This window comes from Kordia sp. SMS9, assembly GCF_003352465.1.
GTDB lineage: Bacteria > Bacteroidota > Bacteroidia > Flavobacteriales > Flavobacteriaceae > Kordia.
In genome coordinates, this window is the sequence record NZ_CP031153.1 from 1,922,803 (window position 1) to 1,949,694 (window position 26,892).

Genomic DNA, 26,892 nt, shown 5'->3' on the forward strand with positions numbered 1-26,892 from the left:
TCAAAACAGTATAAAATACGATGACTACTGGTTTAACGTTTATAGTACTTATCCTCATTGCAATCGCAATTTGGCAGTTGACAAAGATATTTGATTTATCACAAGCGAGAGCAGATAATACTCAAGTAGCGAATGACAAGGATAACAACGTCAATGGATACCTCATGATGGGATTCTTGATGTTCATATACATCATAACAATCATTTCTTTCTGGAAATGGGGAGATTTGCCTTTGATTGGTAATTCAGCTGCTGAACATGGAACAAGTGTAGATACATTGATGATTATATCAATGGTATTAATCTTCTTTGTACAAACCGTAACGCAAGCTCTACTTCACTATTTCGCCTACAAATACAGAGGTAAAAAAGGGAGAAAAGCACTGTATTATGCTGATAATGATAAATTAGAATTTATTTGGACAATTATTCCAGTAATTACATTGGCAGGTTTAATTCTTTACGGATTGTTCACTTGGAATGAAATTATGGATGTAAATATGGATGATGATCCAATTGTTGTTGAATTGTATGCACAACAGTTCAACTGGAAAGCACGATATGCAGGAGAAGATAACGTTCTTGGAAAAGCAAATGTGCGTTTGATTGATTTAGGAGACAATCCAAATATACTTGGTTTAGATAGAGAAGATAAATATGCACAAGATGATATCATCGTGCAAGAACTTCACTTACCAGTGAACAAAAAGGTGGTATTCAAAATGCGTTCACAAGATGTATTGCACTCTGCATACATGCCACACTTTAGAATGCAAATGAACTGTGTGCCAGGAATGATCACAGAATTTGCGATGACCCCAAATAAAACGACCGCAGAAATGCGTGAAACACCAAAAATCATCAAAAAAGTAACTCGTATCAATGGTATTAGAGCTGCTAAAAGTGAAAAACTAGTGGCAAAAGGTGAAGAAGCCTTAGAACCTTATGAATTCAATTACCTTTTATTATGCAACAAAATTTGTGGTGAATCTCACTACAACATGCAAATCAATGTAATTGTAGAGACTCAAGAAGAATTTGATAAGTGGATTGCTGAGCAAGAAACTTTTGGAAAAGAAAAATAAAAAATAAACTAAAAAAGAATAGCAAATAGATATGTCAGCAACAGCAGTACACGCAGCAGGAGATCACGGACACGATCACGGACATCATCATAAAGAGACATTCATTACTAAATATATATTTAGTCAGGATCATAAAATGATTGCCAAGCAATACTTGATTACAGGTGTTATCATGGGAGTTATCGGTATTATGATGTCTATACTTTTCCGCATGCAGTTAGCATGGCCAAAGGAATCGTTTACAATTTTTGAAATATTCTTAGGAAGTTGGGCGCCAGACGGAGTCATGAGTGCCGATAAATACCTAGCCTTAGTAACCATTCACGGTACCATCATGGTATTCTTTGTATTAACTGCTGGGTTAAGTGGTACGTTTAGTAACTTACTTATTCCATTGCAAATTGGAGCACGAGATATGGCATCTGGATTCCTAAACATGGTTTCCTATTGGTTATTTTTCATCTCAAGTGTCATCATGATTTCTTCTTTATTTGTAGAAGGTGGAGCAGCATCAGCAGGTTGGACAATCTATCCTCCATTAAGTGCCTTGCCAGAAGCAATTCCAGGTTCAGGATTAGGAATGACATTGTGGTTAGTGTCCATGGCAATATTCATTGCATCCTCATTACTAGGATCATTAAACTATATTGTAACGGTAATCAACCTTCGTACAAAAGGAATGTCAATGACAAGATTGCCACTAACAATCTGGGCATTTTTTGTAACTGCTATCATTGGTGTAGTTTCGTTCCCAGTATTATTATCAGCAGCATTATTACTAATATTTGATAGAAGCTTTGGAACATCGTTCTATCTATCAGACATATTCATACAAGGTGAAGCCTTGCATTATCAAGGTGGATCGCCTGTACTTTTTGAACATTTATTCTGGTTCTTAGGACACCCAGAAGTATATATTGTATTACTTCCAGCACTAGGAATCACTTCAGAAGTCATCGCAACCAACTCTCGAAAACCGATTTTCGGATATCGAGCCATGGTCGCCTCCATTTTGGCAATTGCATTCCTATCAACAATTGTTTGGGGACACCACATGTTTATCTCAGGAATGAATCCATTCTTAGGTTCTGTATTTACATTCACAACCTTATTAATCGCGATTCCATCCGCCGTCAAAGCGTTCAACTATATCACAACACTCTGGAAAGGAAACTTACAGATGAACCCAGCGATGTTATTTTCAATCGGATTAGTCTCAACATTCATTACAGGTGGATTAACAGGAATTATCTTGGGAGATAGTACATTAGACATCAACGTACACGATACGTATTTTGTAGTAGCGCATTTCCACTTAGTAATGGGTATTTCCGCACTATACGGATTATTCGCAGGTGTATATCACTGGTTCCCAAAAATGTTTGGGCGCATGATGAACAAAAACTTAGGATACGTGCACTTCTGGGTAACAGCCGTCTGTGCATACGGAGTATTTTTCCCAATGCACTTTATCGGAATGGCTGGATTACCAAGACGTTACTACACAAACTCGGAATTCCCATTATTTGATGACTTAGCAGATGTAAACGTAGTAATCACAATGTTTGCAATCATTGGAGGAGCATTTCAGTTGGTATTCTTATACAACTTCTTTAGCAGTATATTCTATGGTAAAAAAGCAACGCAAAACCCTTGGAGATCTAACACATTAGAGTGGACAACTCCAGTTGAGCACATGCACGGAAACTGGCCAGGAGAAATTCCTCATGTACACCGTTGGGCTTATGATTACAGTAAGCCAGGACACGATGATGATTTTGTTCCGCAAACGGTGCCAATGAAAGAAGGCGAAGAAGAACTACATCACTAAAATCTCTATGAAAGTGGAAATCTCATAAGAGAATTCATATCATAAATACCGAATCTCACATAAGAGATCACAAATAATAAAAAGCCTTTCTGCATAGAAAGGCTTTTCTTTTTTATCTTTGTTTTAATGAATGATAACTTAGACCCTACAAATCAGAACTTTTCCTCTGAAGAATTAGACATAGAAAAGGTGTTGCGTCCACTATCCTTTGAGGATTTTACGGGACAAGATCAAGTATTAGAAAATCTGCAAGTATTTGTGCAAGCCGCAAACCTACGTGATGAAGCATTAGATCATACGCTATTTCATGGACCTCCAGGATTGGGAAAAACGACGTTAGCACATATTCTTGCCAATGAACTAGGAGCAAGTATAAAAGTAACTTCCGGACCTGTATTGGACAAACCTGGTGATTTAGCAGGCTTGTTGACGAATTTAGATGAACGTGATGTTTTATTTATTGATGAAATACATCGTTTAAGTCCTATTGTGGAAGAATATCTCTATTCGGCGATGGAAGATTATAAAATTGATATCATGATTGAATCGGGCCCAAATGCCAGAACTGTTCAAATCAATTTGAATCCTTTTACCTTAGTAGGTGCCACAACGCGTTCAGGATTGCTTACAGCACCAATGCGAGCCCGTTTTGGAATTGCAAGCCGCTTACAATACTATTCAACCGAATTACTATCAACCATCGTGCAGCGAAGTGCGCAAATACTCAAAGTTCCCATCAGTATGGAAGCTGCGATTGAAATTGCAGGAAGAAGTCGTGGAACACCGCGTATTGCCAATGCGCTATTACGCAGAGTGCGTGATTTTGCGCAAATCAAAGGAAATGGTACGATCGACATAGCAATTGCGCAGTTCAGTCTCAAAGCATTAAATGTAGATGCCTATGGTTTGGACGAAATGGACAACCGAATCTTATCTGCGATCATAGACAAATTCAAAGGTGGACCAGTCGGAATTACAACCTTGGCAACGGCAGTTTCTGAAAGTGGCGAAACCATCGAAGAAGTATACGAACCTTTCCTCATACAACAAGGTTTCATCATCCGAACCCCAAGAGGAAGAGAAGTCACCGAACTCGCATACAAACATCTTGGAAGAGTGAAAGGTGGCGTTCAAGGAGGACTTTTTTAGAAATTATAAACCTGTCACTTCGAGCGTAGTCGAGATGCAAACAACCAGCAACTAGCAACCAATGCCATACCACTATCCAAACACAATTCCATTCTACAAAATTCTCTTCAAATCGTCTTCGATTACGCGAAATCCAATTCCGTTTCACAAAGAAAATTTTGAAAAGCATGGAGATACGTTTGCGATTTCGCCGCCGTTTTCAAAACGAATCATGCTGACGTGCGATGCAGAAATCATACTGTATTTGTTGCGAAAAAATCATCGGAACTATAAAAAATCTAAAATTCAAACCAAGTTCCTATCAAAATATGTTGGGAAAGGATTGTTGACTTCAAGTGGTGAGTATTGGTTGAAACAACGACGACTCATTCAACCTGCATTTCACAAAGAAAAGTTGCAAAAATTGGTCACTATTATGGAAAGTACCATTGAAACGCAACTGCAAAATCTTCCTAAAAATACCAAAGTAGATTCGTATCCGATTATGAACGAATTGGCGTTTCACGTTGTAGCAAAATCACTGTTTAACTATTCTTCGGATGAACATACCATGCACCGACTGCAAGAAATTATAGAAACCTTGCAAGATTTCATCATTCGAGAAATACGACAACCACACAAACAATGGTGGTATAAAGCAAGCGGATTGGTCAAAAAACACATGACACTCGTCAAGGAAAGTCGCGATATCATTAATACAGTCATTGACGAACGTCGTAATTCCGACAAAGAACACGACGATTTATTAGACATGCTGCTCAAAGCAAAATACGAAGATGACGGAACTTCCATGACCAACGAACAATTGATAGATGAAATCCTAATCTTCTTTGTGGCAGGACATGAAACTACTGCAAATGCACTTACATTTACCTTTCATCTTATTGCCAAAAATCCAGAAGTGTATGCAAAAGTATTGACTGAAATTGATGCGATTGATGATGCGATTTCTCCGATGGAAAAAATAGCGAAACTCAACTACGTGAAAAACTGTGTGGAAGAATCCATGCGTTTGTATCCACCAGCGTGGATTACGGACAGAGTTGCTTTGGAAGACGATTCTTTTGGAGGTTTTAACGTGCAAAAAGGAACGATGATTGGAATTTCGTTTTATGAATTGCACAGGAACAAAAAATACTGGGAAAATCCAAACGATTTCATACCCGAACGTTTCTCAGACGAAAACCGAAAAGCAACAACAGGATATTACTTTCCGTTCGGCGCAGGTCCGCGTATGTGTATTGGAAACAGTTTTGCATTGTATGAAATGATGTTGTCTGTCTATCAAATGATGAAAAAATATACGATTGCAACTGATCCAAAAAAAGTAGCTATTGCGCCATTAATTACACTAAAGCCTATTGATCTTCCGTTAACCTTCACGAAAAGAACAGTTTGAATTCCAAACAAAAACATACAGAACTGATCAAAGCTGAAGCAAAACGCTTAGGGTTTTTGTCGTGTGGCATCTCAAAAGCGGAATTTTTAGAAGAAGAAGCACCGCGATTGGAAGCTTGGTTGAATAAAAATATGCATGGCGAAATGCAGTACATGGAAAATCATTTTGACAAGCGATTGGATCCAACGAAATTGGTGGACGATTCCAAATCGGTGGTTTCTCTATTGTTGAATTACTATCCATCTGAAACGCAAAAAGATGCCGAAGCGCCCAAAATTTCCAAATACGCATACGGAAGAGATTATCACTTTGTCATCAAAGACAAGCTAAAAAGCTTACTACATTTCATTCAAGAGGAAATTGGAGACGTTCACGGACGTGCATTTGTAGATTCCGCGCCTGTGTTGGACAAAGCTTGGGCGGCAAAAAGTGGTTTGGGTTGGATTGGAAAACACAGCAATCTCCTCACACAGCAAGTCGGTTCTTTCTATTTTATTGCAGAACTTATTATTGATTTGGAACTAGACTATGATTCACCTGTCACAGATCACTGTGGCAGTTGTACGGCATGTATCGACGCATGCCCAACGCAAGCCATTGTTGATCCGTATGTGGTTGATGGAAGCAAATGTATCTCATACTTTACGATCGAACTGAAAAACGAAATTCCAACACACGTACAAGGTCAATTTGACAATTGGATGTTTGGCTGCGATATTTGCCAAGATGTATGTCCGTGGAATCGGTTCTCAAAGCCACACAACGAACCGTTGTTCAATCCGTATCCAGAATTGCTGTCAATGTCTAAAAAAGAATGGGAAGAAATCACGCAAGAAGTCTTTAGTGAACTCTTTAAAAAATCGGCAGTAAAGCGCACAAAATATACAGGTTTAGTGCGAAATATTCAATTTTTGAAAACAGAAGAACAATAAATCCATCACAATTAAATTGGTATTACGTAATTATTAAGCCTAAGCAAGCTATTAAAAATCAGCTATTTGTCTTTTCGAGCATTATTGCAACTACTGGGCGTAGCTTATGAGAATACTGAAAACTATATGTTTCCATCGAATCTCGATAGCTTCGCTAGGTATTTTCAATTGAATATATTTAATCTCAATAATGCTCGATTTGACATTCATATCAAAAAAAAGTCTTTAATGCTAGTAGAATAAATGCGATCCTATTCTTCCTTTAACTTTTCTTTCAAAGCGTCTAACTGCTTTTGAAGTTGAATCATATACAAAGTCAACTCTTCAATCTTTTCTTGTTGTTTTGTGGTGATAACTCCAAGTTCCAAACCTTCACTTTCTACCGTTTTCGCAGAAGGAATATTTGGCAAATGACCATTTTTATCAATAAAATCAGCTACTTCATGAATGGGCATCAATTTATAATTGTTATCAAAAACATAATCTGCCCAACCTGTACGGATGCGAACTTCTTCGGCAATAGTACCGCCTTTTACATACATGCTGTACGCACTTAAATTCATGTTGCCGAGCGAGTTTATCAAATTTTTCGTATTGATTCCGAGCTTGTCCGAAGAAAAATCACCGTAAATCAAAGGTGTTGCGTTGTAGTTATTATCAACATACAACTTATGGCTTCCTGTTTCATCTTTCCCTGAACCAAACCCAATAAACACGTTGTCCGAACCTGTAGTATTCCAAACGCCCGCATCTTTTCCAATACATACATTTCGGCTTCCGCTTGTATTATTGCGACCTGCGTAAAAACCCATATATACATTGCTTCCACCGCTCGTGTTCAATTCGCCAGCATACGAGCCTAAAAAGGTGTTTCGAGTGCTTGTAGCGTTGGCGCCCGCATTGCTTCCCATAAACGTATTTCGATCGCCTGTGGTGTTGCTCTGTCCTGCAAAGTAACCAATAAATGTATTTTCATTTCCTCCAGTAGCAAGATTCTGTCCAGCAGAAACTCCAAAATTTGAATTGTCTGTTCCGCCAGTTCCTGAGTTTACACCCAAATTTGTATTCTGTGCTGTCGCGGGAATCATCATCAAAAAGGATGCAACTATAAGACTTCGTGTAAGTATATTTAAAATTTTCATCTGTGTGTTTTTTAATTTTTGTGAGACATTTTTTTAGCAGCTTTCTTTGCGGCTAATTCCGCTTTAATAGCTTGTAATTGCTCATTTAGATCAATAACATAAAGTGTCAACTCTTCAATCTTTTCTTGTTGAATTCGTTTAATGTCGCCCATTTCAATTCCCGTTTTTTCTACTACTTCCGCAGATGGGACATTGGGCAAGTGACCGTTTTCGTCAATAAATGCTTCCACTTCTGAAAGCGAGAGCAATTGATAACCTTCGTCAAACACATAATCTGCCCAACCAGTTGAAATACGAAATTCCTCTGTAAGCAATCCGCCTTTTATGTACAAACTGTAATTGCTTAAATTTACACCACTCAAGGTGTTTGGTAAATTTGTCGTGTTTATTCCCAACTTATCAGCACTAAAATCACCGTATAATAAAGGTGTGGTCAAATAATTATTGTCAATGATCAATTTGTCATTATTGGTGCTTCCTGTTCCTACTTGACTTCCTACAGCATAGCCAATAAATACATTTCCTTTGGTATTTCCTTGCGACCAACTTCCCGTTCTGTCACCTACAAATACATTTTGATCAGCGTATCCAAGAGTATTGCACGAGCTACAATTTCCAATAAACACATTATTACTTCCTTGTGTCAGCCAATTTCCATTTTCGGCACCAAAAAACACATTTCTGCTACCAATCAATCCGCTTTCAGCACCAATGGAAGTATTGGTAGTTGCGTTTGATGAACTATTGTTTCCAACTCTGTAACCCATAGCGACATTATTGTTACTGCTGCTTGTGTCAATAGCGTATCCAAAATAAGAGTTATTTCCTCCAGCAGTATACGTTAGCGTTCCAAAAGTGGTAGTAGTTTGTGCCGTTGTAATTGAAGTGCTTAAAATCATCAAAAAGCAACACAGCAAATACGCGCTATTTTTTCTATATAAATATTTCATAATGTTTTAAAATTTAAGTTTTGTCACTAGTTTTTAATCAATTTGCGTGTGAATGATTTTCCACCTTTGGCTTCATACAGCTTCACCACATAAATTCCCTTCGCTAACGAAGAAACATCCAATGAAATGCTGGCTGCATCTTTCTGGGCAATCTCTCTCGAAAATAACATTGCCGAAGTGTTCAACGCATACACTTCCACACGAACGTTGGAGTTCCAAGTTTGCGCTTTCAATGAAATATTTACAAAACCTTTTGTCGGATTCGGATACAATTCAAACTGTGTATCTTCTTGTGTAAACAGTTGTGGTGCGGCTACAGCTTCTTTCTTTCCAGTGATAGGAACGGATAAAAATAAAGTTCCTCCATTTTCAACGGTAAAACCATCTTTCAAAGTAGTTGCTGAGGAAAAATAATTTCCTGTTCCGCCAGAAAAAATAGTATTCACGGCAATCAAACTTGCTACAGTTGCTGCGGTATCTACTTGATCGGCATACACATCATTATGAATGTACAAATCGTATTCTACAGGATTAAACTGTGCTTGACAAAGGTTTGTGCTCAAAAAATACACACTTGCTGTGGCTAAAAAATATAGAATGTTTTTCATGGTTTTACTTGTTAGTTTCTAGTTCCTTATTAATGGTGTCAATCTCTTTTTGAATTTCGATAACATACAACATCAATTCTTCAATCTTTTCCTGTTGTCTCTTGGTCATATCACCCAATTCAATTCCCTCTATTGCTACCACTTCCGTAGATGGGATATTTGGCAAGTGTCCGTTTTTTTCAATAAAGCTTGCTACTTGCGTAAGTGGCATCAACTCGTAGTCTTTCTCAAAAACATAATCTGCCCAAGAAGGCTGAACGTGAATTTCTTCAGTCAAAATTCCACCTTTTACATACAAACTGTACGCAGAGAGATCTATGGTTCCTATTTGATCAATTAAATTATTGGTGTTAATTCCGATCTTTTTAGTAGCAAAATTTCCATAAATCAAAGGCTTGCTTGTGCTGCTATTGTCAATGTACAATTTATCGCTGCCTGTTTCATTCGCGCCAGCGGAATACCCAATAAAAACATTTCTAGCGCCGTCATTGTTAGCGCCTGCACCATCACCAATCATGACATTTTGCGATTGTTTGTTAGCATATCCAGCAGCAAATCCTGCAAAAAGATTATCACTTCCAGAAATATTTCGAAATCCTGCGGTAGCACCCAAAAAGCTATTTCTAGAGCCACTTTGTAAATAATACGCAGAATACGCACCGGCGGAAACATTAAAATCTCCAAAAGCCGAGCGTGCTACTCTAGAACCAATGTAAGTATTGTCGTTTCCTGGCGTTCCTTGAAAGCTTCCTGCGAAATACCCAAAATTAGAATTTCGATCTCCGTTTTGTCCGGCGCCTTGTCCGTAAAAAGTGGTGTCGTTTTGTGCAATTAAAAAGGCGGCAGAAAGTAAATACAAGCCACAGCCAATTGCGAATAAGGATGTTTTTTTCATAAATTAAAGTTTAAATTAATAGGTATACGATCTGAAAAAATCGTTTTGAAGAGTATTTTTGGTAATTTTTGTAAAAACCACAGAGGCTTTTGTCGGTACGTTTCGGTCATAATGTCATTGTATTTTTAAATTTGTAATAGCTCAAAGTTGTTGATAAATAGGGTGATAACAAACAAAAGCTATTGATGGTTTATGAAAACACAACAAGTTGTCCTACAAACACACAGATTTTTAAAAAGTGATACATAAAATAGAATGGAAAAGAAGCAGGATTAAATTTTTTCCTTTAGGTTCAGACTTTTAAATTTGCAAATTCATATTGCCAGCAGCAGTATTATTGGCGATAAAAAAAATTACAATGAGCAAAAGCAACAAAGAACGCAAAAGGAGAGAAGCATTAATCTATCATGCCAAACCGCGACCAGGAAAAATTAAAGTAGTTCCTACCAAAAGATATTCTACCCAACGCGATTTGTCTTTAGCGTATTCGCCAGGAGTTGCAGAACCTTGTTTGGAAATTAAAAAAGACAAAAAAAATGTCTACAAATACACGACCAAAGGAAATTTGGTAGCTGTTATTTCTAATGGAACGGCTGTGTTAGGTTTGGGTGATATTGGTCCGGAAGCTTCCAAACCTGTGATGGAAGGAAAAGGCTTGCTCTTTAAAATCTTTGCAGATATTGATGTGTTTGATATAGAGGTTGATACCAAAGACGTAGATCAATTCATTGAAACGGTCAAAAACATTGCACCCACATTTGGCGGTATCAATTTAGAAGATATCAAAGCGCCAGAAGCTTTTGAAATTGAACGTAGATTGATTGAAGAATTGGACATTCCCGTAATGCATGACGATCAACACGGAACGGCAATCATCTCATCTGCTGCATTGATCAATGCGTTAGAATTGGCAGAAAAAAACATAGAAGAAGTGCGTATTGTAGTTTCGGGCGCAGGTTCGGCAGCGATATCGTGTATGAATTTATATGTGGCGCTTGGCGCGAAATTGGAAAACATCGCCATGTTTGATGTAGACGGTTTATTGCATAAAGGGCGAACCGATTTATCACCGATGCAAGCGCATTTTAGAACGGACAAACATTACGATTCACTCGCAGATGCGCTAAAAGGTGCAGATGTATTTTTAGGGCTTTCTGTGGGAAATATTGTGTCGCAAGACATGTTGCGTTCTATGGCGCACGATCCAATTGTATTTGCCATGGCAAATCCGACACCTGAAATTTCCTATGAAGAAGCTATAGTTTCTCGTAAAGATATTATCATGGCAACAGGTCGATCGGATCATCCAAATCAAGTAAACAATGTACTTGGGTTTCCATTTATATTTCGTGGAGCGTTAGACGTTCGCGCTACAAAAATTAACGAAGCTATGAAAATGGCAGCGGTAAAAGCATTGGCGGAATTGGCAAAAGAACCCGTTCCTGAACAAGTAAATATCGCGTATGCGGAAACAAAATTAACGTTCGGAAAAGAATACATCATCCCAAAACCGTTTGATCCACGACTCATTGCAAAAATTCCACCAGCGATAGCCAAAGCAGCCATGGATTCAGGAGTTGCCACAGAACCAATTGAAGATTGGGCGCGTTATGAAGATGAGCTATTACACCGATTGGATGCAGACAATAAAATCATCCGATTATTGCACAAAAGAGCGCGTAGTAACAAAAAACGCATTGTATTTGCAGAAGCGGATCATTTAGACGTCCTCAAAGCAGCACAATATGTATATGACGAACGTATTGCGATTCCGATACTTCTAGGAAATGAAAAGCGCATTCACGAACTCAGAGACGAATTGGAATTTGATGGTGATGTCGAAATCATTGATCCAAAAAGTGATGAACAAAGAGCGCGACGACACAAATTTGCGGAAATCTATTGGGAAACTAGAAAGCGCAAAGGTGTCACTAAGATTGATGCAAAAAAGATGATGCGCGAGCGTAACTATTTTGCGGCGATGTTGGTCAACGATGGTTATGCTGACGGATTGATCTCAGGATATTCTAGAAGTTATCCAACAGTCGTAAAACCAATGTTAGAGTTGATTGGAACGGCAAAAGGAGTACGTAAAGCCGCGACGACGAACTTAATGATTACCGAACGTGGACCGATATTTTTATCAGACACTTCCATCAATATTGATCCATCTGCGCGCGATTTGGCAAAAATTGTACAAATGACGGCAATGACTGTGAAAATGTTCGGTCTAGAACCAAACATTGCCATGTTATCATATTCAAACTTTGGTTCTTCAGAACATGAAGATGCCAAAAAAGTAGGGGAAGCTGTAGATTATTTACATAGATATTATCCAAATATTAACGTGGATGGCGCTGTACAATCAGATTTTGCTTTAAATCGCGAAATGCTTTCAGAGAAATTTCCGTTCTCTAAATTAGCTGGAAAAGAAGTCAATACACTGGTTTTTCCAAATTTAGATTCGGCAAACATCACGTATAAATTGATGAAAGAATTGAACAAAGCGGATTCCATTGGTCCTATTATGTTGGGAATGAAAAAGCCTGTTCACATTTTACAGTTGGGTGCTAGTGTTGATGAAATCATAAATATGGCAGCAGTAGCAGCAGTTGATGCACAAGAAAAAGAAAAGTGGCAACAGCGAAAAGAAGAAGAATAAATCGCTGTAAATTACAATAGTATAGCTTGTTAGTATATTAAAGGTGCAAAACGTTAAATAAATGTGAATAAATTTATTACATTTGGGACTTTAACTAGCAGCAACTTATAAATGATTACTCACATACAGGGGAAGCTCGTAGAGAAAAATCCAACAGATGTAGTGATAGAATGCAGTGGAGTCGGATACTTTATCAATATTTCTCTTACTACGTATGCACAAATCCCTAATCAAGAACATGTAAAACTATTTACGCATCTTCACGTACGAGAAGATGCACAAACGCTTTATGGTTTTTTTCAAAAATCAGAACGCGCTGTTTTTCGTTTGTTGATTTCTGTTTCTGGCATAGGAACGAGTACGGCGCGCACTATGCTTTCTTCCTTAACCTCTGAACAAATATGTCAAGCAATTGGAGGTGGCGATGTGGCAACCATTCAAAGTGTAAAAGGAATTGGAGCTAAAACTGCACAACGTGTAATCATCGAATTAAAGGATAAAATCTTAAAATTATACGATCTTGAAGAAGTTTCGATGTCTCAAAGCAATACAAACAAAGAAGAAACGTTATCTGCTTTGGAAGTATTAGGTTACACCCGAAAACAGTCTGAAAAAGTACTCGATAAAATAATTAAAGAAATGCCCAACGGAAGCGTAGAAGAGATGATCAAGATGGCATTAAAAAACTTATAATTACTTTGAAAAACATTACCAACCTAATAACAAATTACACCAAAGGTACGCTTGTCGTATTCATTTTGTTATTTAGCACCTTACTCACGGCTCAAACACCGACACAGCCACAAGATTCGACACAGACGGGTTTTGCGATTGGGAAAATTCAATTAAAACAACCTTCGAGCATTGTCTCAAAATACACCTATGATCCAAAAATAGATCGCTACATCTATACAGAAACGGTAAGTAACTATGACATACGCTATCCATTAATTTTAACACCAAAACAATACCGCGAATTGCTTTTAAAAGAAAGCATGAAAGGCTATTTTAAAGAAAAAATTGATGCCATTTCTGGAAAAAAAGACGGTTCGGAAGATGCGCAAAAAAACTTATTGCCCATATGGGAAATCAACTCCAATTTCTTTGAAACTATTTTTGGAGGCACCACAATTGAAGTAATTCCACAAGGTTCGGTGGCAATCGACTTGGGTGTGCGTTTTCAAAAAAATGACAATCCTGCGTTATCACCTAGAAACCGAAGCAATTTAAGTTTCGATTTTGATCAACGAATCAGTTTGAGTTTATTAGGTAAAGTTGGAGAACGATTGCAAATCAATGCCAATTACGATACCGAATCAACGTTTGACTTCCAAAATCAGATCAAATTAGAATACACGCCAACAGAAGATGATATCTTACAAAAAATTGAAGTTGGTAATGTGAGCATGCCGCTCAACAGTTCGTTAATTACTGGAGCACAAAGTTTGTTTGGGGTAAAAACGGAATTGCAATTTGGAAAAACGCGTATCACAGGAGTTTTCTCTGAACAACGTTCACAAACAAGCTCCATTACAGCTCAAGGTGGCGGAACGATCGAAGAATTTGAACTTTTTGCGTTAGACTATGATGAAGATCGTCACTTCTTCTTATCACAATATTTTAGAGATAACTACGACGCTGCTTTGCAAGCCTATCCATTTGTAAATACGCCTGTAGAAATTACACGTGTGGAAGTTTGGGTAACCAACCGATCTGCACAAACTCAGAATGTACGTAACATTGTAGGGCTACAAGATTTAGGAGAAGCGGATCCCACAAAAACAAAAATCAATGACGGAACGGTACCAGCAGGATTCTTCAATTCAGCCAACCCAAATGCACTTCCTGATAATACCAACAACGATTACAACCCATTAGCCATTGGTTCAGGTTCTGTATTGAACGATCAAATTAGAGATATAGCCACTATTCAACAAGGTTTTGGAGTACTTTCAACAAGTGCACAACAAGGATTTGACTATGTGTTTTTAGAAAATGCACGAAAGTTAAATGAGAACGAATACAAAATTCATACGAAATTAGGATACGTTTCCTTAAATCAACGTTTAAGTAATGACGAAGTATTAGCCGTTGCTTTTCAATATACTGCAAATGGTCAAGTGTTTCAAGTTGGAGAATTTGCCAATGGTGGAATCGATGCAACTCAAGTAACAAATACCGATGCCAATGGTGTGGCTACAGACATTCAAAATCAGAACTTAGTTTTAAAACTCTTAAAAAGTGCCATTACCGAAGTAGATGATCCTATTTGGGATTTGATGATGAAAAATATCTATTCTACGGATGCGTATCAATTAAGTCCAGACGATTTTCGCTTAAACATTTTATATACAGATCCTTCGCCAGTAAACTATATTACAGCGGCAGATGGCGGACCAGCCTTGCCAGCAGATGTAGCAGATGAAATTTTACTGAAAATCTTCAATTTAGACCGATTGGATATTTATGAAAATCCGCAAGCTGGTGGAGATGGTTTCTTTGATTATATTCCTGGAATTACAGTCGATCAAGAATTTGGTCGTATCATCTTTACAACCGTAGAACCTTTTGGGGAATACTTGTTTGAGCAATTGCGAAATTCACCTACGGAAGATTATGATATGCCTACTGGATATAACGGCAACCAGTCGTTATATGTATATAGAGCGATGTATGAAGAAACCAAAGCAGGTGCGTTAGACGATGCAGAGTTGAATAAATTCCAATTAAAAGGACGTTACAAATCGCAAGGTGGCGATGGAATTCCACTGGGAGCATTCAATGTGCCAAGAGGTTCTGTAGTTGTGACGGCTGGTGGACGTGTATTACAAGAAGGAATTGACTATACAGTAAACTATCAAGCTGGACGTGTTCAAATTTTGGACGAAGCATTAAAAGCATCAAACACACCTATTAATGTTTCCGTAGAAAACAACGCCTTATTCGGTCAGCAAAACAAGCGATTTACAGGAATTAACGTAGAGCATCAATTCAATGAAAATTTCTTAATTGGAGCCACTTATTTAAACTTGAATGAGCGACCAATCACGCAAAAAGCAAACTACGGTCAGGAACCAGTAAACAACTCTATTTTTGGATTCAATGGTAATTATTCTACGGAAGTGCCATTTTTAACACGCTTAGTAAACAAGTTGCCAAATATAGATACGGATGTTCCTTCCAATGTATCGGTTCGAGGAGAATTTGCATACTTATTGCCTGGAAGTCCAAAAAATGCAGACTTTGAAGGCGAGGCAACCGCGTATGTAGACGATTTTGAAGGCGCACAAGCATTAATTGATATCAAATCACCTTTAGGTTGGTTTTTAGCAAGTACGCCAGGAACACCAGGAAATACGTTGGGAGACAACTTGGGTGGAGAATTTGGAAATGACCAATTAGAATACGGATATAACAGAGCAAAATTAGCTTGGTACAGTATTGATCCAATATTTTATGGAAACCAAGCACCAGGCGAAATTAATGACAACGATGTTTCCAGAAGTGAAACGCGTAGAATATTTGTAGAAGAAATATTTCCACAAACGGACATTGCACGTGGGCAAACAACGGTTCAAAATACTTTAGATTTAGCGTATTATCCAAGTGAGCGTGGACCTTACAACAACAATCCTGGATTTGCAGGACAAGGGGAGCAAAATAATTGGGCAGGAATTATGCGCCCAGTCACCACGACAAACTTCGAGCAAGCTAATGTTGAATATATTCAGTTTTGGCTCTTAGATCCTTATTTTTCTGATCAGAATACAACGAGTGCTGGTGGAGAATTGGTTTTGAATATTGGTAATATTTCGGAAGATATCTTAAAAGACGGACGTAAGCAATACGAAAATGGATTGCCAGAAGCTGATGCGCTTTCAGAATTGGTGACGGAAACAGCCTGGGCTAAAGTACCACAAACACAATCATTAGTATATGCTTTTGATTCAGATGATGCCAACCGACAAGTACAGGATATCGGATTGGATGGTTTGAATGATGCGGAAGAAGCTTTAAAATACTCAAACTACGCAGCAGAACAAGATCCTGCAGCAGATAACTATCAATATTTTTTAAACGCGAGTGGAGATATTTTACAGCGTTATAAAAACTTCAATGGAACACAAGGAAATTCGCCAATTGAAGTAACAGACACCAATAGAGGTTCTACAACAGTGCCAGATGTGGAAGATATCAATCGAGATCAAACGATGAATACGATTGATAATTATTTCCAGTTTAGAATTCCTATCAATCCAAATATTGGAACCGCAACAACTTATATTACAGACGAACGTTTGGTAACGACCGATTTGCCAAATCAACAGCAAATCAGTTCACGTTGGATTCAGTTTAAAATTCCGATTACAGATTTTTACAAACAAGATGTAGACGATCGTATTTCTTTAGATAATTTAAGAGCTATTCGTTTTATCCGTATGTACATGACAGGATTTACAGAACCTACAGTATTGCGTTTTGGGACACTTGATTTGATTCGTGGTGATTGGCGTCGTTATAATTTATCATTACAAGAAAATAATGACGATCCGCTAGATGACGGAACACAATTTGATGTAAATATTGTAAATATTGAAGAAAATGCTAACAAATTGCCTATCGGATATGTAATTCCTCCAGGCGTTGTGCGTGAACAATTAAACAATAACAACACGGTTATTCGTCAAAATGAACAATCACTTGGAATGGTCTTGTGCGATTTGGAAGCAGGAGATTCTCGTGGTGTATTTAAAAATATTGACATTGATTTACGACAATACAAAAACTTAAAAATGTTTGTCCATGCAGAATCTTTATTTGGGCAAACACAACAATTAGCCGATCAACAAGCAGTGGCGTTCTTACGATTTGGGAATGACTTTACGCAAAACTATTACCAAGTAGAAATTCCGTTAAACGTAACCTTGCCAAATGAATCCTTGCCAGAAGATGTATGGAGAAATGATTTTGACATTCCTTTAGCACTTTTAACACGAATAAAAGCGGCAAACTTTAACAATACAACAGGGACTTCCGAAGTTGCGTATTATAACGAAAATGCAGAAGAAATTGTCAATCAATTTGCTCCGTACGGAACAGATGAACGCATGCGTATTGCCATTATTGGGAATCCGACTATTGGACGTGTACGTTCATTAATGGTAGGGATAAAAAACTCAACTGCAACAAGTTTAGATGCAACAGGTGCTCCTGAAAATGGAATGCCTATTTGTGGTGAATTCTGGTTCAACGAATTGCGTTTGGCAGAATTGGAAAACCGCGGCGGTTGGGCAGCAGTTGGTTCGTTAGATGCCAATTTAGCCGATTTTGCTACCATTTCTGCAACGGGAAGAATTAGCACTGTTGGATTTGGAAATATTGAACAATCACCAAACGATCGAAGTCGAGAAGATGTCAAGCAATATGATATTGTGACCAATGTAAGTTTGGGACAACTATTACCCAAAAAATGGGGAATTAAAATTCCATTCAATTATAGTATTGGAGAAGAAATTATTACGCCCGAATTTGATCCGTTCTATCAGGATATTCGTTTAGAAGATCGATTGGATTTGGCTGAAACCGAAGCGGAACGAAATAGAATCGAAGAAGAAGCTATCAGTTATACCAAACGAAAAAGTATCAACTTTATTGGGGTTCGTAAAGAGCGCGGCGCTGAACAAAAAGCACGTTTCTACGATGTGGAAAACCTAACATTATCCTATTCGTATAACGAAACTGAACATCATGATTATGAAATTAAATCCTTGCGCGATCAAAATGTACGTGCAGGATTGGATTATAACTTTAACTTTCAACCAAAATCTATTGAACCTTTCAAGAAAAATGATTCACTATTTACAGGAAGGTATTGGAAATGGCTGAAAGACTTCAACTTTAATCCATTGCCAACAAGTATTTCGGTAAACTCAAACATTACGAGAAGTTTCAATGATCAAATCTATCGAGATCCATTATTGCCAGATGCAAGTATTGATAACTTACCGCGATTGCAACAGCGTAATTTCTTGTTTGATTGGTCCTATGCGATTAATTATAATTTGACAAACTCACTGCGTTTTAACTTTACCGCAGCCAACAATAATATTGTCAATAATTTCTTTGATGAAGATGGGGACATTGATCAGAATTTAGGAATTTGGGACGGATTCTGGGATATTGGTGAACCGAATACGCATACACAATCTTTACAATTAACCTACGATTTACCACTGAACAAAATTCCGACCTTGAGCTTCTTAACAGCCGCTTACAGTTATACGGGAGACTTTAACTGGCAACGTGGATCGGATGTTTTACAGGAAGTTGCGGGCGAACGTTTGAATACGATTCAAAATGCCAATACACATAACTTAAATGCTACGTTAGACATGACGAAGTTCTACAAATATTTAGGTTTTGTGAAAAAGGGTAAAAACCGTAAAACCAATCAGAAAGTCAGAAATGCGCGTCAACCTGGAGTTCCAGATGCAAATGCGCAACAAAATCCTAATAACAAGCCTAAAAAATCGAGTATTGGTACCAAAATATTCAATACGTTAGTGGATGTGGTGGGAAGCGTAAAGCGCGTAAATATCAGTTACTCTGAAAATAACGGTAAAGTATTGCCAGGATATACGCCATCTATCGGATTTATTGGAACCTTAAAACCATCTCCAGGATTCGTATTTGGTAGTCAAGCTGACGTTCGATTTGAAGCAGCGCGACAAGGGTATTTGACAGAATTTGCAGGATTCAACCAGCAATTCACACAAATACAAAACAGAAATTTAGACATTACAGCAATGGTAGAGCCAATGCGTGATTTGAAAATTGATGTCGTTGCCAATCGTAATTATTCTGAAAACTTCTCTGAACAGTTTACGGTACAAAATGGCGAGTACATTTCGTTATCTCCAAATGGAGCTGGAAATACCTTTGGAAACTTTGGAATCTCTACGTTGTTGATCAAAACGGCTTTCAAAAAGAGCGACGAAAACCAATCGGCTACGTTTGCAGATTTTGAAAATAACAGACAAATCATTGCACGTCGTTTGGCAATTGCCAACGGACAACCATTAACTGATACAGATGCTGACGGTTTTCCAGATGGATTTGGAAAAACAAACCAAGCTGTATTATTACCGGCGTTCATTGCGGCATACACCGGACAAGATGCCAATGATGTAAAATTAGGCGCTTTTAGAGATGTGCCAATTCCAAACTGGACCTTAAAATATACAGGGTTGATGCGATTAAAATGGTTCAAAAAACGTTTCAAGCGTTTCTCATTGACACATGGATATCGTTCAAGCTATACGATCAATTCGTTTCGTAACAACTTGGATTACGATGCGTCTGATCCGTTTGGCGCTACCAATTTAGATCAAGGTGGAAACTTTCACAATCAAAACATATTCTCTAATATCAACTTGGTAGAGCAGTTTAATCCGTTAATTCGAATTGACATGGAAATGAAAAATTCTATCAAAATCTTAGCAGAAGTAAAACGCGATAGAGCCTTGTCATTAAGTTTTGACAATAACTTACTTACTGAAGTTTCTGGAAACGAATATATTGTAGGTTTGGGATATCGTTTCAAAGATGTGCGTATCGACACCAGAATCGCAGGAAAGAAAACGACGTTAAAAGGAGATTTAAACCTAAAAGCCGATTTATCTTTAAGAGATAATATCACCATCATACGAAGCTTAGATTTATTCAACAATCAAGTAACTGCGGGACAAACATTGTGGTCGTTGAAATTTACGGCAGATTATGCGTTGAGCAGAAACCTAACGGCCTTATTCTATTACGATCATACATTCTCGGAATTTGCCGTATCAACTGCATTTCCACAAACAACTATTAGATCGGGAATCACGCTTCGTTACAATTTTGGAAATTAACAATACTAGAGGTTGAAAACTTAAAGAGAAAAAAGTATTTTTGCTCACATAACACTAAATAACTCAAAAAATGAATGTACCAGCAGAATTAAAGTATACAAAAGACCATGAATGGATAAAAATTGATGGTGACACTGCAATTGTTGGAATTACAGATTTTGCTCAAGGCGAATTGGGTGATATCGTATATGTAGATGTAGATACTTTAGACGAAGAAGTTGACAAAGATGAAGTTTTTGGAACGGTGGAAGCTGTAAAAACGGTTTCTGACTTATTCATGCCATTAACTGGAGAAGTTGTAGAGTTTAATGAAAAATTAGAAGACGATCCAGAATTGGTAAACACAGATCCGTATGGAGAAGGTTGGATGATTAAAATTAGCATCAAAGATTCTTCGGAAATTGACGAATTGTTGGATGTTGAAGGATACAAAGAAGTGGTAGGTGCGTAAATATATCTTTTCTGTCGTAGCGATTGTTTGGACGATTGCAATTACGGTACTGAGTTTAATTCAAATAAAAGGACCGCAAGCATTTCATTTCTCCTACGCAGACAAAGTAATGCATATCATTATCTATTGTTCACTAACGCTCACTTGGTTTTTTGCCTTTTCAAGAGGAATCACCAATGAATTCTTGCAAAAAAATGCGTTAATGGCAAGTGCTGTTGTCTGTTTTATTTACGGAATTGCGGTAGAAGTGATGCAGGAAACACTAGTAACTACAAGACAGGGAGATTGGCAAGATGCGCTTGCAAATACAATTGGTATAATCCTTGCAATATTCATTATAAAATGGTTTATTGCAAAATATATAAAGTTAAAAACGCATAATTAATTGTTATTTCTGCTAATAAATAATTAAATTAGCAACCATTAAAACTATATTATTATGGAAGCAAAGAAGAATCCAGATGCTGACTTACGAAAAAACAGTTGGTTTTACCTATCCTTAGGGTTAGCATTAGTTACATTCCTTATTTGGCAAGGTATGGAGTGGACAGCTTATGATGAAGTTGTAAAAGAAGAAACCGTTGATTTGATCGAAGATAATGAAGAAGAAATGATTATCACAGAGCAATTAACGCAACCGCCACCACCGCCACCACCGCCAGCTCCGGAAATCATTGAAGTTGTAGAAGATGAAGAAGAAGTAGAAGAAACGGTTATCGAATCTACTGAAACTACAGAAGACGAAGTAATCGAGGAAGTGGAAGATGTTGAGGTTGTAGAAGAAGAAGAAGTTATTGAAGATGTACCATTCTCAGTAATTGAAGATGCACCAATCTTTCCAGGTTGTGAAAAATACAAAAGTAAGGCAGAACGTAAAAAATGTATGTCTGAAAAAGTACAAAAGCACGTAAATAAAAAATTCAATACAGAATTGGCTTCTGACTTAGATTTAGAAGGTGTGCAAAAAATCTTTGTGGTATTCAAAATTGACAGACAAGGAAATATTACTGATGTACGTTCAAGAGCGCCACATCCAAGATTAGCAAAAGAAGCTGAAAAAGTAATTAAGAGTCTTCCAAAAATGAAACCAGGGAAACAAAGAGGAAAACCAGTAGGTGTAAACTACACGTTACCAATCGTTTTCAAGGTACAGTAAGTTAAGAAAACATAAAATATACACAAAGCCCGAGCATTTTGCTCGGGCTTTTTCTTTTTGGTACGTTTATTGAGGTTAACACAACATTAACATTAAAACCGATTAATATGAAAAATGCAAGTCACAACAAAGATGTGAACGCAACTGGTGTACATGAAAGTCACCTTGCTAAAAAGAACGATTTAAAAATCGAAAGAAGTCCTTTACTACGTTTCTCAGTGAGCCTCATGCTGAGTTTATTCATTGTCTACACACTATTTCAAATTCAAACTGTAGAAGCCGCGCCAGATGTCGTAACCATTGAAGATGACCTTCTAGATGACAACATGGAATATGTTCCATACTTTGAAGAAGAAGTTATTAAAGTAGATGAGCCAGAGCCAGAACCAGTAATCAAACCAACAACAATTATTGATAAAGTAGAGGTTGTAGACAATGATACTAAAATCAAAGATCAGATATTACAAACAGAAACCAAACCAAAAGAAGTTTCTAAGTTTGTAGATACAAGCAACGTTGAGGTAATTGATGAAGTTGATCCTATTGAAGAAGTTCCGTTTGCTTTTATTGAAGATGCACCTATCTATCCAGGTTGCGAAAAATTCAAAAGTAAAAAAGAACGTAAAAAGTGTATGTCTGAAAAAATTCAAAAGTTGATCAATAGAAAATTCAATACAGGAATTGCGGAAGATTTAAATTTAGATAGTGGCGTACAACGAATCAATGTATTATTCATCATTGATGAAAATGGTAATGTAGTGGGAATTCAATCACGAGGAACGCATCCAAAATTAGAAAAAGAAGCAGAACGCGTGGTAAAATTACTCCCAAAAATGGAGCCTGGAAAACAAAGAGATCAAAACGTGAAAGTAAAATACACGCTGCCGATCATGTTTAAAGTTCAATAAAACAAAAAAGGGAAAAGATATAAAAAAGGAAAACCGAGTTATTCACTCGGTTTTTTAGGTATACTTTCTGTGACATATCATTACATTAACATTAAAACCGATTATTATGAAAAATGTCAACTTAAAGCCTTTTGTAAATGTTACCAAGACTTACAAAGGTATTTTAATCAGAAAGCATACCACAAAAGTACGAAAAACTAATTGATCGCGCCTTTATTACGCTCAATTATTGCGTTTTATCGTGTAATTATCCCCTTTTATGGGTAAATGCCAGCGTTTTCCATATGAAAATACTGAAAAAAACACCACAAAAATTTCAAATGCTGTTAAAAATGATGGTACTTTTTGAAAATATAACATCATAACGGCAAGGAATGAATTGATTTTTGGGAAAATATAGTATCTTTCGCACTCATAAATCCTCAAATATGAAGCAACTCAAAGCGGCTATATACCTACTTGTACTTTTAACATTTCAAACAGTATTTGGACAAACTTCTACAAACAATTACGAAAAGTATCCTGTATTTGCTGCATGTGAAACTGTAGCTATTGCCGATCTTGAAAATTGCTTCAATACCACGTTAAGAACGTTTGTCAATGATAATTTTAAACAACCAGAAATTGTCGAAAAAGAAAACTATCAAGGTGAATTAATTGTAGTATTCGAAGTCACAAAAGAAGGAACATTTAAAGTTCTCTATGTCGATGCCGTTTATGAGGATTTAAAAACCGAAATAAAACGTGTATTTGAACTATTACCAACGGTACAACCAGCTACCTACAGCGGAAAACCAGCATATACACAATTTACGATGAAGTTGGAAATTCCTTTAGGAAGCATAGAAGCCATTGAAAAACCCAAAACACTCCAAGAAAAAGAAAACGAACTAGAAGCCGCAGCAAAAACAGAATTTGACGCCGTCAATGAAGCATTAGAAACCTACGAAGACGAATTGTACGCGAGCAACCTAAATATTCCACTTTCGCATGATATGTATTCGTATTTTGATCGTCAAGTGAATTTGGTTGGCACCAATAGTCACACAGCTTCCAAACCGTTTTTATACAATACCGTGTCCAACTATTACGATTTTGATGCGCAACAAGCAAAGCTCAAAAAAGATGCTTCTTCTTGGTTAGGCCGTAAATTATGGAACGAACACATGGTCACAGTCAAAGGGAAAAACTATTGGTTTGTGCTCGATCCTATTGTCGATTTGCAACTCGGAGCGCATACAGACAGTGAAGTCGATTACACCTACAACAACACCAGAGGCGTGCAAGTGCAAGGTGGTTTGGGGAAAGGATTCAACTTTTCAGCGACTATTTTTGAAAGTCAAGGACGATTTGCAGATTACTTCAACAGATACGCAGAGAGCATTCGTCCTGCAGGAGGAAATCCTGCCATCATTCCTGGACGTGGCATTGCCAAAGAATTTAAGACAGACGCGTATGATTATCCTGTGGCAGAAGGATATATTTCCTATTCGCCCAATAAAACTTTCAATGTGCAATTTGGACACAGCAGAAACTTTATTGGCGACGGATATCGTTCACTATTTGTCAGTGATGTGGCAAGTCCGTATCCTTTCTTAAAATTAAACACATCTTTCTGGAAAATAAAATACACCAATACATGGATGTGGCTGCGCGATGTGCGTCCAGAAGTTACCGAAGATGGCGCATTTCTAACAAAATACATTGCGAATCATTACCTGAGTTGGAATGTTTCTAAAAAACTAAACATTGGCTTTTTTGAATCTGTTATTTGGAAAAACGACAACAACCGCGGATTTGATGTCAATTACGTAAATCCGATCATATTTTACCGTGCAATAGAATTTTCTACAGGTTCACGTGCTGGAAATGCCATTGTTGGACTGAGTTCAAAATACAAATGGAATGACAATGTCAATTTTTATGGGCAATTTATTCTGGATGAATTTTCGCTGAATGATATCCGAGATGGCAATCAAAGTTGGAAAAATAAATTTGGTTTTCAGCTTGGCGCGAAATATTTCAATGCATTCAAAGTAGATAACTTATTGTTGCAATTTGAGTACAATCAAGTGCGACCGTACACATATTCACATGATGAAGTTGCTACAAACTACGGACACAACAATCAGTCAATGGCACATTTATGGGGAGCCAACTTCCGTGAAGTCATCGGAATTGCACGTTATAACAACAAGCGTTGGTTTGGAAGTGCAAAATTGATCTTTGGGCAACGTGGTTTGGACTTTGATCCTGCGATTGACAATGCAAGCTATGGAAGCAATATTTTTATTAATAACGACAACAGAGTAGGCGATACAGGCATTGAATTATTGCAAGGAAATAAAACAAATGTACTTATTGGCGATTTGAATGTTGGCTATATCGTCAATCCGAAAACCAACTTAAAAATCTTTGCAAACATCACGTACAGAAGCTTCAATCCAGATGCAAATACCTTGATCGATTTCAAAGAAAATACTACATGGCTAAACTTTGGAATTCGAACAGATATTTTTAATTGGTATTTTGATTTTTAACTTTTCTATTTTCTATTTTTTTATTAAATTTGTTAAAGCCTCGAAAAAAATTAATACCCAAGATTTTTAGCAGTCTTGTACGCCCAAACCTATATTTAAAATGATTAAGCCGTTTTTTATTTTACTTCTTATTTTGCCATTTATTTATTTAGGATTTAAGTCTCTAGACTTAGCAGTATACAAACGACGACGAAGTTCCAGTTATACGGTAAAAGAATATCCAGTATTCATTATTGGTTGTGCATTGTTTGTAGTGGCAGGTATTATCATTGCAAACTTTAAAATGCTACTAGAGTTTTTGTAAACTTTGATAGAATGTTTTACGTAAAACTTCACCAGAAATAAACCAATCGCCATATCCTAAATCATCATATTTTTTAGTGATGGAAGTATCTTTTGTTACTTGTGCTTCAGTTTTACCAGCTTTAATTTCAGTCATCACTTTTTCTTCAATACTTTCTAACATTTGTAAATAAGCTTTCAATTCGGCTTTGGTAGACATATTTCTGTGTCCAGGAATGATCTTAGTGTCATCATTAATTACAAGCAGCGCCTTTTTAATAGCGGCAATATATCCTTGTGCGCTTCCGCCAGAATCCAAGTCGATATATGGATATTTTCCTTGAAAATAAGCGTCACCCGTATGTAGCACATTACTTTCCGTAAAATACACCATGGCGTCACCATCGGTATGCGCTTCATGTACATGAAAAATAAAGATAGATTCATCATTAAAGAAAAAAGAAACATCTTTTGAAAACGTAATGACAGGCAATGCTTCTTTAGGAGAAGCTTTCTTGGTCGTTTTACGTTTTTTATTAAACTGATCCATGCTCATGCGTTTGCGAACATTTTCATGCGCTACAATCACAGCACCTTCTTTCTGCATATTTTCATTTCCGCCCGTATGATCGCCATGCCAATGCGTATTAATTAAAAATTCCACTGGTTGATCAGTAATGCTCTGAATAGCGTTTAAAATTTTTGGTGTCAAATGTGCAAATTGATCATCAATCATAAAAACACCATCATTCCCAACAGAAATAGCAATATTTCCACCTTGTCCCACGAGCATATACACATGATCTGTAACTTTGGTAACTTTAATTTGAACTTCTTTCTTTTGTGCAAATCCAACAGTTACAGTTAATAAAAGAATAAACGAAGTGAGAATGTTGAGAAATTTCATGTATAGTTTTTTTTTGGTTGTTTTGTGTGATGGAATCTATCATTGGCGCATCCTAAAAAATAAAATAGAAACATTCCATAAAGAT

At 37.1% G+C, this 26,892-nt stretch carries 19 protein-coding genes; 14 read left to right on the forward strand and 5 right to left on the reverse strand.

All coding sequences use genetic code 11. The features are described from left to right. Positions 1 to 20 precede the first annotated feature (20 nt). From KORDIASMS9_RS08300 to queG, 5 genes are all read left to right on the forward strand, one after another. Entirely contained in the window at positions 21 to 1,085 is a 1,065-nt protein-coding gene (locus KORDIASMS9_RS08300) for a cytochrome c oxidase subunit II (RefSeq protein WP_114902398.1), read from the forward strand. 31 nt (positions 1,086 to 1,116) lie between these two features. Then, the gene (locus KORDIASMS9_RS08305) at positions 1,117 to 2,916 is read left to right on the forward strand and encodes a cbb3-type cytochrome c oxidase subunit I (RefSeq protein ID WP_114902399.1); all 1,800 of its coding nucleotides are present in this window, start codon (positions 1,117 to 1,119) and stop codon (positions 2,914 to 2,916) included. A 126-nt stretch (positions 2,917 to 3,042) separates the two neighbouring features. Continuing rightward, on the forward strand, positions 3,043 to 4,065 hold the full coding sequence (gene ruvB, locus KORDIASMS9_RS08310; protein ID WP_114902400.1) for a Holliday junction branch migration DNA helicase RuvB: 1,023 nt from the start codon (positions 3,043 to 3,045) through the stop codon (positions 4,063 to 4,065). A 61-nt stretch (positions 4,066 to 4,126) separates the two neighbouring features. Then, entirely contained in the window at positions 4,127 to 5,464 is a 1,338-nt protein-coding gene (locus tag KORDIASMS9_RS08315; RefSeq protein WP_114902401.1) for a cytochrome P450, read from the forward strand. After that, positions 5,461 to 6,396, forward strand: a complete 936-nt coding sequence (queG, locus tag KORDIASMS9_RS08320) for a tRNA epoxyqueuosine(34) reductase QueG (protein WP_114902402.1) — start codon at positions 5,461 to 5,463, stop codon at positions 6,394 to 6,396. The genes KORDIASMS9_RS08315 and queG overlap by 4 nt, the downstream gene beginning before the upstream one ends. A 251-nt stretch (positions 6,397 to 6,647) precedes the next feature. On the opposite strand, the gene KORDIASMS9_RS08325 is transcribed toward queG, so the two are convergent. The 4 genes from KORDIASMS9_RS08325 to KORDIASMS9_RS08340 are packed head-to-tail and all read right to left on the reverse strand — an operon-like array spanning position 6,648 to position 9,991. Further along, positions 6,648 to 7,538: a hypothetical protein gene (locus KORDIASMS9_RS08325; RefSeq protein ID WP_162819832.1), complete on the reverse strand. Its 891-nt coding sequence runs from the start codon at positions 7,536 to 7,538 to the stop codon at positions 6,648 to 6,650. Positions 7,539 to 7,549: 11 nt separating this feature from the next. After that, complete coding sequence (locus tag KORDIASMS9_RS08330) at positions 7,550 to 8,488, reverse strand: hypothetical protein (RefSeq protein ID WP_162819833.1); 939 nt, start codon at positions 8,486 to 8,488, stop codon at positions 7,550 to 7,552. Positions 8,489 to 8,514: 26 nt separating this feature from the next. Beyond that, complete coding sequence (locus KORDIASMS9_RS08335; RefSeq protein ID WP_114902405.1) at positions 8,515 to 9,096, reverse strand: T9SS type A sorting domain-containing protein; 582 nt, start codon at positions 9,094 to 9,096, stop codon at positions 8,515 to 8,517. Between the two features lie 4 nt (positions 9,097 to 9,100). Next, a complete protein-coding gene (locus KORDIASMS9_RS08340; protein WP_114902406.1) occupies positions 9,101 to 9,991 on the reverse strand; it encodes a hypothetical protein in 891 nt (296 codons plus the stop codon). A gap of 358 nt (positions 9,992 to 10,349) precedes the next feature. Here KORDIASMS9_RS08340 and KORDIASMS9_RS08345 point away from each other — a divergent pair, with 358 nt between their 5' ends. The 9 genes from KORDIASMS9_RS08345 to KORDIASMS9_RS08385 all read left to right on the forward strand — a co-directional run bounded on the left by KORDIASMS9_RS08345 (position 10,350) and on the right by KORDIASMS9_RS08385 (position 25,922). Beyond that, positions 10,350 to 12,653, forward strand: coding sequence for an NADP-dependent malic enzyme (locus KORDIASMS9_RS08345; protein ID WP_114905187.1), 2,304 nt, complete (start codon positions 10,350 to 10,352; stop codon positions 12,651 to 12,653). Positions 12,654 to 12,764: 111 nt separating this feature from the next. Next, entirely contained in the window at positions 12,765 to 13,346 is a 582-nt protein-coding gene (gene ruvA, locus KORDIASMS9_RS08350; RefSeq protein ID WP_114902407.1) for a Holliday junction branch migration protein RuvA, read from the forward strand. Positions 13,347 to 13,351: 5 nt separating this feature from the next. Beyond that, complete coding sequence (gene sprA, locus KORDIASMS9_RS08355) at positions 13,352 to 20,563, forward strand: cell surface protein SprA (protein ID WP_114902408.1); 7,212 nt, start codon at positions 13,352 to 13,354, stop codon at positions 20,561 to 20,563. 70 nt (positions 20,564 to 20,633) lie between these two features. Further along, the gene (gene gcvH, locus KORDIASMS9_RS08360) at positions 20,634 to 21,014 is read left to right on the forward strand and encodes a glycine cleavage system protein GcvH (RefSeq protein WP_114902409.1); all 381 of its coding nucleotides are present in this window, start codon (positions 20,634 to 20,636) and stop codon (positions 21,012 to 21,014) included. Beyond that, on the forward strand, positions 21,007 to 21,399 hold the full coding sequence (locus KORDIASMS9_RS08365) for a VanZ family protein (RefSeq protein ID WP_114902410.1): 393 nt from the start codon (positions 21,007 to 21,009) through the stop codon (positions 21,397 to 21,399). The genes gcvH and KORDIASMS9_RS08365 overlap by 8 nt, the downstream gene beginning before the upstream one ends. Positions 21,400 to 21,453: 54 nt before the next feature. Continuing rightward, entirely contained in the window at positions 21,454 to 22,170 is a 717-nt protein-coding gene (locus KORDIASMS9_RS08370; protein ID WP_114902411.1) for an energy transducer TonB, read from the forward strand. Between the two features lie 107 nt (positions 22,171 to 22,277). Next, positions 22,278 to 23,078, forward strand: a complete 801-nt coding sequence (locus tag KORDIASMS9_RS08375) for an energy transducer TonB (RefSeq protein ID WP_114902412.1) — start codon at positions 22,278 to 22,280, stop codon at positions 23,076 to 23,078. Positions 23,079 to 23,506: 428 nt separating this feature from the next. Beyond that, positions 23,507 to 25,618 (forward strand): gliding motility protein RemB, encoded by a 2,112-nt coding sequence (locus tag KORDIASMS9_RS08380; protein ID WP_114902413.1) that lies wholly within the window; start codon positions 23,507 to 23,509, stop codon positions 25,616 to 25,618. 100 nt (positions 25,619 to 25,718) lie between these two features. Further along, the gene (locus tag KORDIASMS9_RS08385) at positions 25,719 to 25,922 is read left to right on the forward strand and encodes a hypothetical protein (RefSeq protein ID WP_114902414.1); all 204 of its coding nucleotides are present in this window, start codon (positions 25,719 to 25,721) and stop codon (positions 25,920 to 25,922) included. On the opposite strand, the gene KORDIASMS9_RS08390 is transcribed toward KORDIASMS9_RS08385, so the two are convergent. Then, positions 25,908 to 26,807: an MBL fold metallo-hydrolase gene (locus KORDIASMS9_RS08390; RefSeq protein ID WP_114902415.1), complete on the reverse strand. Its 900-nt coding sequence runs from the start codon at positions 26,805 to 26,807 to the stop codon at positions 25,908 to 25,910. The two genes, KORDIASMS9_RS08385 and KORDIASMS9_RS08390, sit on opposite strands and share 15 nt — an antisense overlap. Between the last annotated feature and the right edge of the window lie 85 nt (positions 26,808 to 26,892).